A 13,906-nucleotide genomic window follows, 5' to 3' on the forward strand; every position below is an offset into this window, starting at 1 on the left:
TCTAGAGATGTTCCTGTTTTGTGTCAACCGTCAGAGGGGAATACAGCCTATGATCTCTCCGGCCGTGCGGGCCCCATCGTGGGGCGGGCGGACCATCAGGACATCGGCGCGCGACAGGATACCCAGCAGCGAACTGTCCTGATTGTCTTCGGGCAGGACGGCACCGTCACGGACCATGGCACGCATATAATGTTCGCGTGGCCCATTGGCGGGCAGATCGACGCCAAGCGGCAGATCGACCCGTGCGGCGGGCGCGGCGGGCAGGCCCAGCATCTTGCGCAGTACCGGCACGACAAAGACCGTCCCGCAGACCATGGCCGACACCGGATTGCCGGGCAGGCCGATCATCGGGGCATCACGCAGCCGCCCCGCCATAAGAGGTTTGCCGGGGCGCATCGCGACTTTGTAGAAAGACTGGTCCATCCCCATTTGGGCAGCGACGGGGGCAACCAGATCGTGGTCTCCGACAGAGGCACCGCCGATGGTGATGATCAGATCGGCATCCTGCGCCATGGTGAAGGCTTGGGTCAGCGAGGGCACCGTGTCGCGGGCAATCGGGATCATGCGGCACTGCGCACCATGCTGTTCGAGCAGCGCGGCCAGACCATAGGTATTGGAGGCGATGATCTGGTCGGGGTTCGGCTCCTCGCCGGGTTGCACCAGCTCGTCCCCCGTGGCGATGATCGCGACACGTGGTTTGGCATAGACCGGCACCATCGCCACATTCATCGACGCCAGCAGCGCGATATCGGCAGGGCGCAGCAGGCGCGGCGCATCCATCGTGTCGCCTGCATGGAAATCCCCACCGGCGGGGCGGATATTGGTCTTGGGGCCGATGTCATGGCCCAGCATGATCAGATCGCCGCGACGGGTCGTATCCTCTTGGATCACAACGAAATCAGCGCCTTCGGGGACAGGGGCACCGGTAAAGATGCGCACGGCCTGACCGGCCTTGACCACACCGTCAAACCGATGGCCCGCCGCCGCTTCGCCAATGACCTTGAACATCGCGTCGGGCTCGACCTCTGTCTGGCGCAGGGCATAGCCATCCATAGAGGAGGCCGCGAAAGGCGGCTGGGTGCGGGTGGCAACAACATCGCGCGCCAGCACACGGCCCGCGGCCTGACGCAGCGGGACCGCTTCCACCTCTGTGGCGGTGACGAGATCGAAAAGATGCGACAGGGCGTCGCTGACAGAGATCATTCTGCCTCGTATCGGCCCGATTTGCCGCCGTCTTTCAGCACGACCCGCAGGCCGCCGATTTCCATGCCTTTGTCCACGGCCTTGGCCATGTCATAGACGGTCAGCGCGGCGACAGAGGCGGCGGTCAGCGCCTCCATCTCGACGCCGGTCTGGCCGGTGGTCTTGACGGTGGCGGCGATGCGCAGGCCGGGCAGGTCGGCATCGGGTGTCAGCTCAACCGACACTTTGGTGATCGGCAGAGGGTGGCACAGCGGAATCAGATCGGCGGTGCGTTTTGCAGCCATGATCCCCGCCAGACGGGCCACACCCATCACGTCACCCTTTTTGGCGCGTCCTTCGGTAATGATATCAAAGGTTTCGCGCAACATCTTGATGTGGGTTTTAGCAACGGCCACCCGCGACGTCTCGGGCTTGTCCGACACGTCGACCATATGCGCGTCACCCTTGCCGTCAAAATGCGTGAGCGCCATTACATGCCCCCCGGCCGCAGCGGTGTGGCCAGCAGGTTGCGGGTTGCGACCTCTACATCGTCCTGACGCATCAGGCTTTCCCCGATCAGGAATACCCGCGATCCGTATTTCGCCATATCGGCCAGATCTTCGGGCGTGTTCAGCCCGCTTTCCGATACGATCATCTTTTCCACATCCACATGTTTCGACAGGCGGCGCGTGGTATCAAGCGTCGTCTCGAAGGTTTTGAGGTTGCGGTTGTTGATCCCCATCATGCGGCTTTTCAGCACGGCGGCGCGGTCCAGCTCTGCCTTGTCATGCACCTCGATCAGCGCGTCCATGCCCCATTGGGCGGCGGCGTCCTCAAGCTCGATCGCTTGGGCATCGCTGACAGAGGCCATGATGATCAGGATACAATCCGCCCCAAGCGCGCGGGCTTCGGCGACCTGATAGGGGTCGTACATGAAATCCTTGCGCAGCACGGGCAGGGTGCAGGCCTCGCGGGCGGCGACAAGATATTCCTTGGCCCCCTGAAAGCTGGGCGTGTCCGTCAGCACCGACAGGCAGGTCGCACCACCCGCGGCATAGGCAGCGGCCAGTGTAGCGGGGTCAAAATCGGCGCGGATCAACCCTTTTGACGGGCTTGCTTTTTTGACCTCGGCGATCAGCCCGTACCCCTCGCGCGAGGCGTCGAACAACGCGTCGGCAAAGGGGCGCACGGGCGAGGCGGCGCGCGCCTCTGCCTCTACGGCCTCAAGCGGTTTGGCGGCCTTGTCGGCGGCGATCTCTTCCAGCTTGTAGGCTTTGATCTTGTCTAGGATGGTGCCAGTGTTGGTATCGGTCATGATGTCTCCGGTGTTGCCCAGTTTATGGCCGCTTGGCCTTGGGCGTGCAACCAGTCATTGCAGCGCGAGAAGGGACGTGACCCGAAAAACCCGCGCCGTGCGGACAGGGGCGACGGGTGCGGGGTTTCAAGTTTGAAGTTCGCTCCCCCGTCCACATCCCGCGCGACCTTTTGCGCATGCGCGCCCCACAGCAAATAGGCGCGGGGACGGTCGGCCAAGCGGCCAAGAATTTGCGTGGTCAGCTGCTGCCAGCCCAGTTTCCCATGGCCGCCTGCGTCCCGCGCAGGCACGGTCAATGTGGTGTTCAACAACAGCACGCCCTGATCCGCCCAGAACCGCAGATCGGCATCCGGTGGGCAGGCACCGATGTCATCCACCATTTCCTTATAGATATTGGACAGCGAACGGGGCAGCGGTTTGGTATCGGCGCTGGCGGAGAAGGCAAAGCCGTGGGCGTGGCCGGGGGTGGGATAGGGATCCTGCCCCAGGATCACCACGCGCACCGCGTCGGGCTGGGTATGTTCCAGCGCGGCGAAAACCTGCGGTCGGGGCGGCAGCGTCTCGCGGGGGTCCGCGGCCAGCGCTGCGGCGATGCCGGGCAGGGTATCGTCAAAGAACGCAAGGTCGCGCCAGGCCCCGAGGCGCGACAGGTCAAAACGGCTCATGCGGTCTGGGTGATCCGCGCGACTTGGGTGATCTTGTCACGGGCCGCACCGCTGTCGATGCTGTGGCGCGCCATCTCTACCCCCGCTTTCAGATCGGGTGCGGCATCGGCCACGACCAGCGCCGCCGCCGAATTGAGCAAGACCGCATCGCGGTAGGCCGATGGGGTTCCGTCCAGCAGCGCGTTGAAATCACGTGCGTTTTCTTCGGGTGTGCCGCCGACGATATCCTCGAACGGATGGACTGGCAGGCCCGCGTCTTCGGGCGTGATCTCGAATTCGGAAATGGTGCCATCAGGGTTCAGCGCGGCGATCCAGCTGGTGCCGGTGATCGTCAGCTCGTCCGTCCCGTCGGAGCCATGCACAAGCCACGCTTTTTCAGAGCCAAGCGCGCCAAGTGTTTCGGCCATCGGGCGGATCAGATCGCGGCGATAGGCCCCGGTCAGCTGCCGTTTGACGCCCGCAGGGTTGGTCAGCGGGCCGAGGATGTTGAAGATCGTGCGCGTGCCCAGTTCGGACCGTGTGGGCATGACATGGGCAATCGCGGGATGGTGCATCGGGGCCATCATAAAGCCGATGCCCGCATCGCGCAGGGCGGCCTCGACCACCTTTGGTCCGACCATCACCTTGAGCCCCATCTGCGTCAGCGCATCCGCCGCGCCGGATTTGGACGACAGGTTGCGGTTGCCATGTTTCGCCACCACGACGCCCGCGCCGGCAACGACAAAGGCCGTCGCGGTAGAAATATTCAGCGTGCCCTTGCCATCGCCGCCGGTGCCCACGATGTCCATCGCGCCCTCGGGGGCTGTGACAGGATTGCATTTGGCGCGCATGACATGGGCGGCGGCGGCATATTCATCCACCGTCTCGCCACGGGTGCGCAGGGCCATCAGGAAACCACCGATCTGGCTGGGAGTCGCTTCGCCCTCGAACAGGATCTGGAACGCGGTCTCGGCCTGATCCCGGGTCAGCGGGCCATTGGCGGCCGCATCGATCAGAGGTTTCAGAGCATCGCTCATGCGGGCACCTTTACGTTGTTCAGAAAGTTTTGCAGCATCTGGTGACCGTGATCCGAACGGATCGATTCCGGGTGGAACTGAACGCCATGCAGCGGCAGGTCGCGGTGCTGCAGGCCCATGATCGTGCCGTCCTCAAGCTCTGCCGTGATCTCAAGACAGTCGGGCAGGGTGGCGCGGTCAACGATCAGCGAATGATAGCGTGTCGCGGCAAAGGGCGATGGCAGCCCCGCAAAGACGCCCTGACCCTTGTGGTGCATCATGCCCATCTTGCCGTGCACGATCTCGCCCGCGCGCACGACCTTGCCGCCGAACGCCTGACCCAGCGTCTGATGGCCAAGGCACACACCCAAAAGCGGCGTGCTTGTTTCGGCGGCGGCTGCCGTCAGCGCAAGGCAGATGCCCGCTTGATCCGGGTCGCAGGGGCCGGGCGACAGGATGATCCCCGCGGGGTTCATCGCCATCGCGGCCTGCACGTCGATCTGGTCATTGCGGCGGATTTCGACTTCGGCCCCGAGGTCACCCAGATAGTGTACGAGGTTGTAGGTGAAGCTATCGTAGTTATCTATCAAGAGCAGCATGCGGCAATTCTTTGTATTGGGGCAGGGTTTAGGGCTAGAGGAACCGCGCAAAACCACGGTATAATGTCCGCTGATACATGTTCAGGGTTAAGACCTATCGTCAAGGGCAGCAGGCCGGAGAGCCGCGCGAACCGGAACAAAAACAGGAGCGATCATATATGTCACGCGGGTTTATTGGCGGCATCCTTATTGGTGCGGTATTCAGTGTCGGCGTCGCCGGTGTCGCGTCCTTCATGGTGCCTATGGGGCCCGCGCCCTTGCAAGACACGCCTGTGCCAAGTGACGCGCCTGACGCAGAGCGCGCGACCAACGCGCCCGATATTGCGGAACCCCCGGTAGTAGCGGCTGATGAAACGCCCCTGACGGCGGCTGAGGACACTAACGAGGATGTGATCACGCCAGAGCCGGAGCCAGTTGTCGAAGAGCCTGTCGTCGAAGAGCCCATCGTTGAACCAGAGCCCGAGATTGTACCTAAAGCCGAGGTCACACCAGAAGTAGAAGCACCGGTCGCGCAAGAGGCTGTGCAAGACACACCTTTAGAGGACGCGCCGGACGTCGCGGCATCGCCTGAGACGGTAGAGCCTGAACCACAGCTTGAACCAAAGCCCGAGCCAGAGGTCGCCCCGACGCCGCAGCCCGCGCCGCAGATCGCGCAGGATATCGACGCGACAGCCCCCGTGACCGTGCCCGGTGCGGCTGCACCGAAGATCACGCTTGATGATCCTGTCTTGCCCAATCCGATGGCGCTCGCGCCGATGGAACCGACCGAGCCGGATGCGCTTGGCATCGAGACCCGGACAGCACCGCCCGTCACCGCCGACGAAAGCGTCGACACCCCCGTGTCGCCCACGCCGGACACCACCCCCGTGTCGCCCACGCCGGACACCACCCCCGTGTCGCCCACGCCGGACACCGATGTCGCCACCGCGCCAAGCGCGCCCGACGCGCAACCCGAAGAAGCCCCTGCCGATGTTGTCTTTGGCGCGCCCGAGCAACGCACAGACGGGCGGCCCACAATCGGCACCCCTGCGGCAATCACCTCTGAACGGGATACGGGCGTGACGATCAACCGCCTGCCGAACGCCCAATCGGGCGAACAGACCGCCCCCGAGGCGCAAGCCACCGCAGAAAGCCCCGCCATCATCCGTTATGGCCAGCCTTTCGCGAATCCTGATGACAAACCGCTGATGAGCGTCCTGTTGATGGACGTGGGCAGTGATTTGCAAGGGGGCGAGGTCGGTATCGCCGCGCTGCGCAGCTTTCCCTATCCGCTGAGCTTTGCCGTCGACGTCAGCCTGCCCGACGCCGCAGAGCGCATGCAGACCTACCGCAACGAAGGGTTCGAGGTGCTGGCGATGGTCGACCTGCCTCAGGGCGCGCAGCCAAGCGATGCAGAGACCACGCTGGCGGTCGCCTTCTCGCGCATGCCCGAAGTGATCGGCGTGCTGGAAGGGCTGGGTGCCGGGCTGCAACCCGACCGCGCGACAGCAGATCAGGTGACTGCGATCCTTGGGCAGGGGGGCTATGGCCTTGTGACCCAGGACAAGGGGCTGAACACGATGCCCAAGCTTGCAGTGAAAGAGGGCGTGCCCGCTGCACCCGTGTTCCGCGACTTTGACAGCAAGGGGCAGACGCCCACCGTGATCCGGCGGTTCCTTGATCAGGCCGCGTTCAAGGCGGGGATCGAAGGGTCGGTGATCATGATGGGGCGGATGCGGCCCGAGACGATCTCGGCGCTGTTGGTCTGGGGGTTGCAGGACCGTGCCAGCCAAGTTGCACTTGCCCCTGTTTCAGCCGTGCTGAAAAACGCCACGCCTGAATGATCTACCGGTAAAGCCGTCAAAACCTGCGCGCTGCGCGGGCTTCGACGTGCTTGGATGTGATCTGCCTAGATAATCTCGTCTTCGTCGAACAGCGGGTCACTTTCGAGCTGCGTGATCATATCCTCGACCGTGTCTGCCACGGCCTTGGGCAGCAGCTTTGCCAAGTGGAAGACCGCGTCGCCCTCGTTCACCACGGGCAGGATCGCGCGGCCGATCAGGATACCGTCATGGGGGGCGATAATATCCTCTTCGGTCTTGCCGAACGGATCAGAGACTGTCGCCAGCGCGTCGCCCTGTTTCACGGTCTCCCCCTCGGCCCTGAAGGTACGCAGCAGCCCACCCGCGGGCGCGCGCAACCAGGTCGAGCTTGAGCAGACATGGGATTGCCTGCGCGAGGGGGCGATGCCCTTGGCCGGCAGCATGTCTTCGGCATGCATGACCCGCAAGATACCCGCAACGCCCGCGCGCACGGCCATTTCGTCAAAGCGCAGCCCTTCGCCCGCCTCATACAGCAGCACCGGCGTGCCCTTGGCGGCGGCGACCGCGCGCAGCGATCCGTCACGCAGGGGCGAGGTCAGCACCACCGGTGCGGCAAAGCTGGCGGCCATGCGCCGCGTCACCGCATCTGATGGAGAGATCCGCACCTGCGGCAGGTTGGTCCGGTGGATCGCGGCCGAATGTAGATCGATTCCGAAATCACAGCGCAGCACCACGTCGTTCAAAAAGATATGCGCCAGCCGTGACCCCAAAGACCCAGACGGGTGCCCCGGAAAACAACGGTTCAGATCGCGCCGGTCCGGCAGGTAACGCGACCGGTTTAGGAAGCCGAAAGAGTTCACCACCGGGATCACCAGCAGCGTCCCCCGCAGGGATTTCAACTGCGGTGCGCGCAGCAGACGGCGCACGATCTCGACCCCGATCAGCTCGTCCCCGTGAACAGCGGCGCTGACAAACATGGTGGGGCCGGGGCGCTTGCCGTGGATCACTTCAAGCGAGAGCCCGACAGGCGTGTGGTCCGGCAGGATCGAGATCGGCAAGTCGATCTGTGCCCGAGTGCCGGGTGCCACGTGTTGACCCGCAATCTCGAACGGGGCTTGGGTCGGCATCCTCAGCTGTTCCCTTGACCTGCGAAGCGTGCTGCATCGGCCGCCGCACGGCGGATCGCGTCGGATTTATGCACCGTCTCCATATACTCCGCCTCTGCGTCGCTGTCATAGACGACGCCGCCACCGGCCTGAATATACAGGGTTTTATCCTTGATGACGGCAGTGCGCAGGGCGATGCACATGTCCATGTCGCCGCCCGCGCTAAAGTAGCCAACACCGCCGCCGTAGAGCCCGCGTTTCTCGGGCTCCAGCTCGTCGATAATCTCCATCGCGCGGACCTTGGGTGCACCTGACACTGTGCCCGCAGGCATCCCGGCAAAGAAGGCATCCAGCGCATCGCGGTCTTCGCGCAGCTCGCCCACGACATTGGACACGATATGCATCACGTGGCTGTAGCGTTCGACGATGAATTCCTCGGTCGGGCGCACGGTGCCGATCTTGGCGACCCGGCCCACGTCATTGCGGCCCAGATCAAGCAGCATCAGATGTTCAGCCAACTCTTTCTGGTCGGCCAGCAGATCAGCCTCCAGCGCGCGGTCTTCTTCCGGCGTGGCCCCGCGACGACGGGTGCCTGCAACGGGGCGGATCGTGATCTCGTTGCCGAAGACGCGCACCAGGATCTCGGGCGAGGCCCCGACGACATGGAAATCACCAAAGTTGAAATAGAACATGAAGGGCGACGGGTTGGTCCGGCGCAAACTGCGATACAGCGCGAACGGCGGCTGCGAGAAACCCTGCGCCCACCGTTGCGACGGCACCACCTGAAAGATGTCGCCCGCCACGATATATTCCCGCGCTTTTTCAACGGCGGATTTATAGCCTTCGCGGGTGAAATTGCTGACGGGGGCGGATTCTTCGTGGGCGTCGCCCAGATCACGGCTGGTGCCGGGCATCGACCGTTCCAGATCACGCACCGCATCCATCACGCGTTCGGCGGCTTGGGCATAAGCGGCCTTGGCCGATTGCCCGTCAGACACCCAAGCTGGCGATACGATCGTGACCTCGCCCTTGACCCCGTCAAGCACGGCAATCACCGAGGGGCGCACCATCATCGCATCGGGCAGCCCCATGGGATCGGGGTTCACATTCGGCAGATGTTCCACCAGCCGGATCATGTCATACCCCAGATAGCCGAACAGCCCGGCGGCGGCTTGCGGCAGGTCATCAGGCAGGTCGATCTTCGACTCCGCGATCACCGCACGCAAAGTATCCAGCGGATCGCCCGCGACATCGTCGAAGGCATCCACGTCATAGCGGGCCGAACGGTTGATGGCCGACGTGGTGCCCTGACAGCGCCAGATCAGATCGGGTTTCATCCCGATAATCGAATAGCGCCCGCGGACCTCGCCGCCGGTCACAGATTCCAGCACAAAGGCGTTCTGTGCCGTACCGGTGAGCTTGAGCATCAGCGAAACAGGCGTGTCCAGATCGGCAGCCAGACGGGTGTAAACGATCTGGTTCTTGCCCGCCGCATAGCCTGCGGCAAAGCTGTCATAATCGGGTGTCAACGACATGGGAGACCTAACTTAGGGGAAGTTCACGTGGACGGCGTTGATCGCCTGCTGATCGACACGCGGTGCCGTGCGGCGGATCACGTCGTCAGAGAAAGCGGCAAAAAGCGCTTGCGACAGCTGGTCATCCAGCTGGGTGGCGATCTGGGTTTTGACCTGCGTCATCCGGTCATTCTCGCCCGCGTCCTTGATGCTATCAAGACGGACAAGCGCGACCTCATCGGCACCTTCCAGCAGTTCGACCTCGCCGGGGGCTGCGTCAAACACAGCGGCAATGAACCCCTGCGGTGCGGCGCTGACCACGGCGTCGCGGGTCTGGTCGGTCCCGGTCTTGGGCTCGAGCCCCAGTTCGGCAAAATCAGCGCCATTGGCAAGCTCGGCCTGCAGGGTCTCGGCCTTGGCACGCAGGGCGGTGATCAATTGTTCGTTCTGCCACGCCTCGGCCACGTCAGCACGGGCGGCGTCAAACGGGTTGGGGCGTTCCTCTTTGGTGCCATCAAGACGCATGGCAAAAACGCTACCGTCATCCAGCTGTTGGATCTGGGGGAAGTCGCCTTCGGTCAGACGTGTCGCGGCCTCGCGGAAACCGGCATAGGCGGCGATGCTTTCGCTGCTGTCCTGCGTCCATTCGATGGTGCTGAGGGTCATTTTGCTTTCCTCGGCGATCTGTTCCAGCGTGGCACCCCCGGCCAATTGGTCATCCAGATCTTGGGCGCGGACCTCAACCAGACGGGCCGCGCGGTCCGCGGCAAGGTCTTGCACCAGCGTCGGGCGGGCTTCTTCGAAGGTGGTATTCAGCGACGGCAGCACACCGTTCACACGGAACAATGCAGGCCCGAGGTTGCTGGGCAGCGGGCCGACAATATCACCAACTTCGGCAGCAAACACGGCGTCCCCTGCGGCACCCAGCTGTTGCTGGCTCAGATCTCCAAGATCCACATCCGACAGGGAAAGCCCGCGGTCCGCGACCAGCCCCTCAAATGTGTTGCCATCAACCTCGAGCGCGGCGGCAGCCTGATCGGCGGCCTCCTGATCGCGGAAAACCAGACGTTCGACCAAGCGGCGTTCGGGCTGGATGTATTCATCCGCGCGGTCGTCATAGGCGGCCTGCAGCTCTTCGTCGGTCAGCTCTACTTCGTCCAGCAGATCCTGCGGGCCCATGGTGATATAGCTGATGGTCTTGCTGGCGGGCAGAATGAACTGGTCGGCGTTCTCGTCGTAATAGGCCTGCAACTGCGCATCGGTGGCGTCGGGCAGGGGCGCGTCCAGATCATCTTGCGTCAGTTTGGCCCAGGTAAAGCTGCGCTGCTCGCCCACATAGGATACAAGCGTGTCGGCATAGGCACCGGGCATCGCAACCCCGCCGGTGATCGCTTCCTGCAACAGGGTGCGGCCCGCTTCCTCGCGCAGCGATTGTTCGAATTCATTCTCGTTCAGACCGGCCTGCTGTAGGGCAAAGCGATAGCCCTCGCGGTCAAAATTCCCGTCAACGCCCTGGAACGACGAGATTTCCACAACGCGTTCGCGCAGGTTTGCGTCGCCGATGGACAGGCCCATCTCGTCGGCCTCATTGTCAAGCGCGCGCAAACGGACCAGACGTTGCAGCACGGCACGGTCCAGCCCGATGGCTTGGGCTTCTTGAAAGCTAAGCTGTTCGCCGGACTGGCTTTCGATGGCGCGGATCTGCTGCTGCAGCTCGCGGGCATAATCGTCAACCGAGATAGACTTGTCGCCCACTTCGCCGACGGTGCGTGCGCTGCCGTTCAGATTGACCGCGCCAAAACCGCCCAGACCCAGGATCAAAAGACCCATCAGCCCCCATACTGCGGTTTTCGTAAAGCTGTTGCCTTTGGCTTTCATGGTGTCATCCCTTAAACGCACGTTTTGCCCTGTCTATGCGGTGCGCGGCAGGGGGGCAAGAGCCGCGTTAGACCTGTGTCAGACGGTCAAACAGCACCTCGATGCCTGCGACATCCAGATTGGCAAAAGCGATGCGCAGATGCCGCCCGCCGGTGATATCCTCTGCCGGATGGAACATGGTGCCGGGCAGGGTCAGCACGGCCGCCTCGCGCACCAGCCGCGGGGCCAATGTGGCAGAGCTTTCGTCAAAGGGATGCGAGAGATAGGCGAAATAACCGCCAAGCCCCAAAAGCTTCCAGCCTTTCGCGTCCAAACGGTGCATACTGTCGGCAATCGCCTGTCGCCGCGCCAGGATCTCGCGCCGCTCGCCGGCCAGCCATGTGTCAAGGTTCTGCATCCCCCAAAGGGCGGCATGCTGACCGATCTGGCCGGGGCAAATGGCGACGGTATCCAGGAACTTCTCAACCTCGGCGAGACGTGCCTGAGAGGCGACAATCGCGCCCACTCGGTGACCAGTCAGACGGTAGGCCTTTGAAAAAGAATATAAATGGATCAACGTATCGTGCCAGTCGGGGTCCTGAAACAGACGGTGCGGCGGACCGGATCGACTGTCAAAGTCGCGATAGGTCTCGTCCAGGATCAGGGCGATACCGCGCGCACGGGCCAGATCGAAAAACGCCTGCACCAACTCTTCGGGGTATTCAACGCCGCCGGGGTTGTTGGGCGTGACCAAGGCGATGGCACGGGTGCGGTCGGTGATCAGGGCAGCAGCCTGTTCCGGGTCGGGCAAAAGTGCATCCCCCACCGGCAGCGGCACGGCGGCGACACCCGACATATCCAGCCACATCTTGTGGTTAAAGTACCACGGCACCGGCAGGATCACCTCGTCCCCCTCGGCACAGAGCGTGGCAATCGCAGCGGCAAAGGCCTGATTGCAGCCCGATGTAATCGCCGCTTGCGCGGGCTCTACCGCGCCAGCGTAATGGGCGCTGACCTGCGCGGCCAGCTCGTCGCGCAATTCGGGCAGACCAAGCACCGGCCCGTAAAGATGCGCATCATCGTTGTTCAGCGCGACATCAGCCATGGCCTGACGCATCGCCTGCGGTGGCGGATCGACAGGGGCGGCTTGGCTCACGTTGATCAGGGGCCGGTCGGCGTCAAAGTGGACGCCCGTCAACCAGCGGCGCGCCTCCATCACCGGAGGAGAGAAAGTCGCGGCGGTACGCGGGGTCATGGTCAATGCTCCTGACTGGGCGAGGGTGGGGGCGCTTCGGCGAGCGGACCAGCGCAAAGTCTGACACGGCGCGGGGCCGCTGCTTCCAAATGGTCCTAAATCCTCGCCGAAGGCAGGTATCTGCGGGGGTGCCGTTTAGTCTTTGCCGCGGTAGGGCTCTACATATTGCAGCGCCATATCCCAGGGGAAGAAAATCCACGTATCCTGGCTGACTTCGGTAATGAAGGTATCCACCTGCGGGCGGCCCTTGGGCTTGGCATAGACGGTGGCCAGATGCGCATTGGGGTAAAGCTGGCGCACGACTTCAAGGGTTTTACCGGAATCCACCAGATCGTCGATGATCAGGATACCGGTGCCGTCGCCCATCAGCTCAGCATCGGGGGCCTTGAGCACGACCGCGTCCGATTGATCCTGATGGTCATAGGACTTGATCGAAATCGTGTCGACGGTGCGGATATCCAGCTCGCGGGCGGCGATCATCGCGGGGGCCATACCGCCACGGGTGATCGCAACCACAGCACGCCAGCCGCCGTCATCGGGGCCCATGCCGTCCAGACGCCACGCCAGCGCACGGCTGTCACGGTGGATCTGGTCCCAGCTGATGTGAAACCCTTTTTCATGGGGCAGGCGCGAGGCATCCTTGCTCATGTCGTTATTCCTTTGCCATGTCTGGGGCGTCGACGGCTTTCATGCCCACCACGTGATAGCCCGCATCCACATGCAGATTCTCGCCCGTCGTGCCCGAGCCAAGATCGCTAAGCAGGAACAGCGCGGATTTACCCACATCGTCGATGGTCACGTTGCGACGCAGGGGCGAGTTATACTCGTTCCACTTCATGATATAGCGGAAGTCGCCGATGCCGGATGCGGCCAATGTCTTGATCGGGCCGGCGCTGATCGCGTTGACGCGGATGCCGTCCTTGCCCAGATCCTCGGCCAGATATTTGACCGATGCTTCCAGAGCGGCCTTGGCGACGCCCATCACATTATAATGCGGCATCACTTTTTCGGCACCGTAATAGGTGAGCGTGACCGCGCTGCCGCCGGCTTTCATCATCTTTTCCGCGCGCTGCATCACAGCGGTGAAGGAGTAGACAGAGATATCCATCGACATCGCGAAATTGGCGCGGCTGGTGTCGACATAGCGCCCGCGCAATTCGTTCTTGTCAGAGAACCCGATCGCGTGGACGATAAAGTCGATCCCGTCCCAACGTTCGCCCAAAGCGGTAAACAGCGCGTCAATCGACTCTTCCGACCCGACATCGCAGGGCAGGACCAGATCGCTGCCCAGTTGTGCTGCCAGCGGATCGACCCGCTTTTTCAGCGCCTCGCCTTGATACGAGAATGCCAGTTCTGCACCGGCATCCGCGAGGGTGCGTGCGATGCCCCAGGCAATCGACTTGTCATTGGCGAGGCCCATGATAAGCCCACGTTTGCCTGCCATCAGGTCATTTGCCATTGTACTTCCTTCGACTATGTCACTGAACTTTTATCCGGTTTATGCTATTGATAGTTTGGCATCAAGGCTGCACGGTGATCGCGGCACTTGAGAGGACGCCGTGATAGACCGCCCTGGCGGTTTTTAGGCGCGACAGTGTGTTTAGTTGTTCTAGTAT

General features: G+C 62.9%; 13 protein-coding genes. 1 reads left to right on the forward strand and 12 read right to left on the reverse strand.

Annotated elements, in window-relative coordinates; translation table 11 throughout:
• Window positions 1-30: 30 nt before the first annotated feature.
• Genes glp through B4F27_RS15915 form a run of 6 tightly spaced genes read right to left on the reverse strand, consistent with a single transcriptional unit; the run spans window position 31 to window position 4,756 of the window.
• Complete coding sequence (gene glp / locus B4F27_RS15890; RefSeq protein WP_286760114.1) at window positions 31-1,203, reverse strand: gephyrin-like molybdotransferase Glp; 1,173 nt, start codon at window positions 1,201-1,203, stop codon at window positions 31-33.
• Entirely contained in the window at window positions 1,200-1,673 is a 474-nt protein-coding gene (gene moaC / locus B4F27_RS15895) for a cyclic pyranopterin monophosphate synthase MoaC (protein WP_286760115.1), read from the reverse strand. Before moaC ends, glp begins: the two co-directional genes overlap by 4 nt.
• Complete coding sequence (gene trpC, locus B4F27_RS15900) at window positions 1,673-2,497, reverse strand: indole-3-glycerol phosphate synthase TrpC (RefSeq protein ID WP_286760116.1); 825 nt, start codon at window positions 2,495-2,497, stop codon at window positions 1,673-1,675. The genes moaC and trpC overlap by 1 nt, the downstream gene beginning before the upstream one ends.
• Window positions 2,494-3,162 (reverse strand): uracil-DNA glycosylase, encoded by a 669-nt coding sequence (locus tag B4F27_RS15905; RefSeq protein ID WP_074634373.1) that lies wholly within the window; start codon window positions 3,160-3,162, stop codon window positions 2,494-2,496. Before B4F27_RS15905 ends, trpC begins: the two co-directional genes overlap by 4 nt.
• The gene (gene trpD, locus B4F27_RS15910) at window positions 3,159-4,178 is read right to left on the reverse strand and encodes an anthranilate phosphoribosyltransferase (RefSeq protein ID WP_037944420.1); all 1,020 of its coding nucleotides are present in this window, start codon (window positions 4,176-4,178) and stop codon (window positions 3,159-3,161) included. Before trpD ends, B4F27_RS15905 begins: the two co-directional genes overlap by 4 nt.
• The gene (locus B4F27_RS15915; RefSeq protein WP_005853838.1) at window positions 4,175-4,756 is read right to left on the reverse strand and encodes an anthranilate synthase component II; all 582 of its coding nucleotides are present in this window, start codon (window positions 4,754-4,756) and stop codon (window positions 4,175-4,177) included. The genes trpD and B4F27_RS15915 overlap by 4 nt, the downstream gene beginning before the upstream one ends.
• 158 nt (window positions 4,757-4,914) lie before the next feature.
• On the opposite strand from B4F27_RS15915, the gene B4F27_RS15920 reads away from it, so the two are divergent.
• Window positions 4,915-6,579, forward strand: a complete 1,665-nt coding sequence (locus B4F27_RS15920) for a divergent polysaccharide deacetylase family protein (protein WP_286760117.1) — start codon at window positions 4,915-4,917, stop codon at window positions 6,577-6,579.
• Window positions 6,580-6,644: 65 nt separating this feature from the next.
• Here B4F27_RS15920 and B4F27_RS15925 read toward each other — a convergent pair whose 3' ends face one another.
• The 6 genes from B4F27_RS15925 to fabI all read right to left on the reverse strand — a co-directional run bounded on the left by B4F27_RS15925 (window position 6,645) and on the right by fabI (window position 13,749).
• Window positions 6,645-7,685 (reverse strand): succinylglutamate desuccinylase/aspartoacylase family protein, encoded by a 1,041-nt coding sequence (locus tag B4F27_RS15925; RefSeq protein ID WP_286760118.1) that lies wholly within the window; start codon window positions 7,683-7,685, stop codon window positions 6,645-6,647.
• Window positions 7,686-7,687: 2 nt separating this feature from the next.
• On the reverse strand, window positions 7,688-9,199 hold the full coding sequence (gene trpE / locus B4F27_RS15930) for an anthranilate synthase component I (RefSeq protein WP_286760119.1): 1,512 nt from the start codon (window positions 9,197-9,199) through the stop codon (window positions 7,688-7,690).
• A gap of 12 nt (window positions 9,200-9,211) precedes the next feature.
• A complete protein-coding gene (locus B4F27_RS15935) occupies window positions 9,212-11,056 on the reverse strand; it encodes a peptidyl-prolyl cis-trans isomerase (protein ID WP_286760120.1) in 1,845 nt (614 codons plus the stop codon).
• Between the two features lie 67 nt (window positions 11,057-11,123).
• Window positions 11,124-12,290, reverse strand: a complete 1,167-nt coding sequence (locus B4F27_RS15940) for an aminotransferase (protein ID WP_074634368.1) — start codon at window positions 12,288-12,290, stop codon at window positions 11,124-11,126.
• 135 nt (window positions 12,291-12,425) lie between these two features.
• Entirely contained in the window at window positions 12,426-12,938 is a 513-nt protein-coding gene (gene gpt / locus B4F27_RS15945; RefSeq protein ID WP_005853828.1) for a xanthine phosphoribosyltransferase, read from the reverse strand.
• 4 nt (window positions 12,939-12,942) lie between these two features.
• A complete protein-coding gene (fabI, locus tag B4F27_RS15950; RefSeq protein WP_286760121.1) occupies window positions 12,943-13,749 on the reverse strand; it encodes an enoyl-ACP reductase FabI in 807 nt (268 codons plus the stop codon).
• Window positions 13,750-13,906 lie beyond the last annotated feature (157 nt).

Source organism: Sulfitobacter sp. UBA1132 (assembly GCF_002311545.1).
GTDB classification, from domain to species: Bacteria; Pseudomonadota; Alphaproteobacteria; order Rhodobacterales; family Rhodobacteraceae; genus Sulfitobacter; species Sulfitobacter pontiacus.

Coding starts and splice junctions, on each gene's coding strand:
- glp (WP_286760114.1), bottom strand. CDS start 1,203: ATGATCTCTGTCAGCGACGCCCTGTCGCATCTTTTCGATCTCGTCACC.
- moaC (WP_286760115.1), bottom strand. CDS start 1,673: ATGGCGCTCACGCATTTTGACGGCAAGGGTGACGCGCATATGGTCGAC.
- trpC (WP_286760116.1), bottom strand. CDS start 2,497: ATGACCGATACCAACACTGGCACCATCCTAGACAAGATCAAAGCCTAC.
- B4F27_RS15905 (WP_074634373.1), bottom strand. CDS start 3,162: ATGAGCCGTTTTGACCTGTCGCGCCTCGGGGCCTGGCGCGACCTTGCG.
- trpD (WP_037944420.1), bottom strand. CDS start 4,178: ATGAGCGATGCTCTGAAACCTCTGATCGATGCGGCCGCCAATGGCCCG.
- B4F27_RS15915 (WP_005853838.1), bottom strand. CDS start 4,756: ATGCTGCTCTTGATAGATAACTACGATAGCTTCACCTACAACCTCGTA.
- B4F27_RS15920 (WP_286760117.1), top strand. CDS start 4,915: ATGTCACGCGGGTTTATTGGCGGCATCCTTATTGGTGCGGTATTCAGT.
- B4F27_RS15925 (WP_286760118.1), bottom strand. CDS start 7,685: ATGCCGACCCAAGCCCCGTTCGAGATTGCGGGTCAACACGTGGCACCC.
- trpE (WP_286760119.1), bottom strand. CDS start 9,199: ATGTCGTTGACACCCGATTATGACAGCTTTGCCGCAGGCTATGCGGCG.
- B4F27_RS15935 (WP_286760120.1), bottom strand. CDS start 11,056: ATGAAAGCCAAAGGCAACAGCTTTACGAAAACCGCAGTATGGGGGCTG.
- B4F27_RS15940 (WP_074634368.1), bottom strand. CDS start 12,290: ATGACCCCGCGTACCGCCGCGACTTTCTCTCCTCCGGTGATGGAGGCG.
- gpt (WP_005853828.1), bottom strand. CDS start 12,938: ATGAGCAAGGATGCCTCGCGCCTGCCCCATGAAAAAGGGTTTCACATC.
- fabI (WP_286760121.1), bottom strand. CDS start 13,749: ATGGCAAATGACCTGATGGCAGGCAAACGTGGGCTTATCATGGGCCTC.